Annotated in this window: 3 protein-coding genes; 2 read left to right on the top strand and 1 reads right to left on the bottom strand. The window is 64.3% G+C overall.

The window, feature by feature from the left end; all coding sequences use genetic code 11:
* Window positions 1–235: 235 nt before the first annotated feature.
* Complete coding sequence (locus tag ACWEKM_RS37845; protein WP_451625819.1) at window positions 236–541, bottom strand: hypothetical protein; 306 nt, start codon at window positions 539–541, stop codon at window positions 236–238.
* A 72-nt stretch (window positions 542–613) separates the two neighbouring features.
* Between ACWEKM_RS37845 and ACWEKM_RS37840 the strand changes: the two genes are divergently transcribed.
* Entirely contained in the window at window positions 614–1,708 is a 1,095-nt protein-coding gene (locus ACWEKM_RS37840) for an RHS repeat-associated core domain-containing protein (protein WP_451625818.1), read from the top strand.
* A gap of 68 nt (window positions 1,709–1,776) precedes the next feature.
* Window positions 1,777–2,286 carry a hypothetical protein gene (locus ACWEKM_RS37835; RefSeq protein ID WP_451625817.1) on the top strand — a complete coding sequence of 170 codons (510 nt, stop codon included), beginning with the start codon at window positions 1,777–1,779 and terminating at the stop codon, window positions 2,284–2,286.
* The last annotated feature ends 159 nt before the right edge of the window (window positions 2,287–2,445 follow it).

Genomic DNA, 2,445 nt, shown 5'->3' with positions numbered 1-2,445 from the left:
TCACGCTCAGCCCCAGTCGGATCGGCGACATCGCCCGGGCCGCCCTCGTCCTCAACGGAATCTGGAAGTGATCACCGTTGAGAAAACCTCACTCGGCGGTGGCCAACTCGACGTGGGGCATAGTCTTCCAGGGCCGCCGGGGTTTGATCAGCTCGGTTTTGTACAGGCAATTCCGCGGAGTTAAGTCGTCCCGCATCCCGTCAAGTTGATCAACATCCCGTCAAGTTGATCAACTTCACCTGGCAGGGGCCAGCCATTCGGGGGCGATCCGGTATCTCCCTCGTCCTTCCCGGATCAGCATGGTCTGCTCGGCCCACTGGTTGATCTGTGTGCAGAGGCTGCGGTACTTCGCCCTCACCGTGATGCCGAGAGCCTTGCTGATCTCGACGGTTCGCCAGGCTCGTCCTGGATCGGTGCGCAAGAGACGGAGGGTGCGTTCCCTGAAGCCCAGGTCATCGGGCTCGGTCTCGTCACGCCGGTGGACGGCAACGTGCACGGAGGTGATCCGCTGGCTCTTCCTGGGACGCTTCTGGGAGGCCACGGTGTACTGCGAGATCGGGCATTTCACAAGCCGGGCGCTGGTGCGTGCAACCGTACGACACTCGCCCAAGCCGTGGGCGCCGTCGGCGCGCCCTGCTCCAGTGCCGACGCGACCACCACAACGTCGACCTACGACAGCGCGGACCGGCTCACCACCACCGCAACGGTCTACGACGCCTTCGGACGCACCACCACCCAGGCGTCCGGCACCACCATCGGCTATTACGCCAATGACCAGGTCCGACGCCAGACGTCGGGCGACAAACGCCAGACGTGGACCCTGGACGCGGCAGGGCGGCCGGCCGCCTGGACCACCGAATCCCAAGGCACCGACGGAACCTGGACCCAGACGGGCGCCAAGGCCAATCACTACGGTGACGACGGCGACAACCCCGACTGGACCGCCGAGGACGCGAGCGGCACCATCACCCGTGACGTCCAGGGCTCCGACGGCGACCTGGTCGCCCTCACCGCGGCGACCGGCGGCACGGCACTTCAGTTGACCGACCTGCACGGAGACGTGACCGTCCAGCTTCCCGTAGACGCGTCGCAATCCCCGAGTGCGCTCGCCTACGACGAGTACGGCAACCTCGAAGGGGCCACCACCAAAGCCCGGTACGGCTGGCTCGGTGCGGCCCAACGGTCGGCCGACACCGTCACCGGCTCCATACTCATGGGCGCCCGTCTCTACGACACGTCGAACGGCCGATTTCTGTCCACCGACCCCGAATACGACGGCTCGTTCAACGCCTACGAGTACTGCCACGGAGACAGCGTCGACTGCGCCGACACCAGCGGACGCTACGGAGCCAACAGGTGGGGCTGCGGAGCTACCGTCGACCGCCCCCACAAGTCGCACACAAACCCCCATGTGGTGAATGTGCACGCGGGTCTCAAGTGCAAGACGAAGGTGCCGAGGTACTCGATCCATGTGGCTCTCTATCGTTCCCGCTGGTATGGATGGGAGCAGATGGACACCGGGTACGTGAGCGGCCATAACAAGTACAAGGCGCGGGCTGTCGCCAACTGGGCCCCGCACGGCACCTGCTACTACTATCTGGCAGTCGGTGAATTCATGATCGCTGGAGGCAACGTCAAGATCACGGGGACGGTGTACAACTATGACTCGAACTACCTCAACGGCAAGGACGAGATGTGCGTCAAGTAACAGCCGAAGGGGTTGTTTGCGTCATCGACTGGAAACCCTCTGTACCACGCCAGTTGACGACCCTGGCCGTGAGTGGCGAGAAAGCCGACGCAGCGGAGCGGGCAGCGACCTCCGCACTGACCGAGACAGCCGGGCTGACGTCCTGGCTGGCTCTGCCGGTGTCCGTACGGCGACAGCTCGTCCGGGCTTGCCGGTCCGTTCCAACCCTGGGCATGTACTGCGTGATCGACGACGAGTGGTCCAGCACCACCAGGAGCGACTTTCTGCAGGCCGCGGTCGATGAAACAGCAGAGCAGTTCCTGTCTTTCCTTCCTGGCCGAACAGCATGTCACCTTCTCCTCACAGAACCGTCTGAGGAGTTTCACGATGCGCTGCGTTCCGATTTCTGGGACGAAGGCACCCGGCCGCGCTTCATAGAGAGATCGTCTTTCCCAGGCTTGCGCGAGCTGGTCCGGCTGACTGCAGTGGCCTGCCGAGAGACGCAGGACCGGACGGACGCACCAGAGGACGAAGACCTCCTGGAGATCTACGACACCTACACAGTGGGTGCTCTCTCATCAGGCGAACCACCCTGGTGAGAAGCCACCGACAGAGGTAAAGGGGTAAAGGCACCCTGCGCGGGGGGGGGGGGGCGGCGGGGCCCAAAAGGAGGCCGAGCACCCCGCCTAATACCAAAGCCGACAGCGAAAAAGCCCCCCCGCCAGGGAAACAGAAGGGGGGGGGCCGGCACGTGTAGA

Source organism: Streptomyces sp. NPDC004752, from assembly GCF_053601275.1.
The sequence above is the reverse complement of the archived record's forward strand: the minus strand, read 5'-3'. Positions and strand labels throughout refer to the sequence as shown.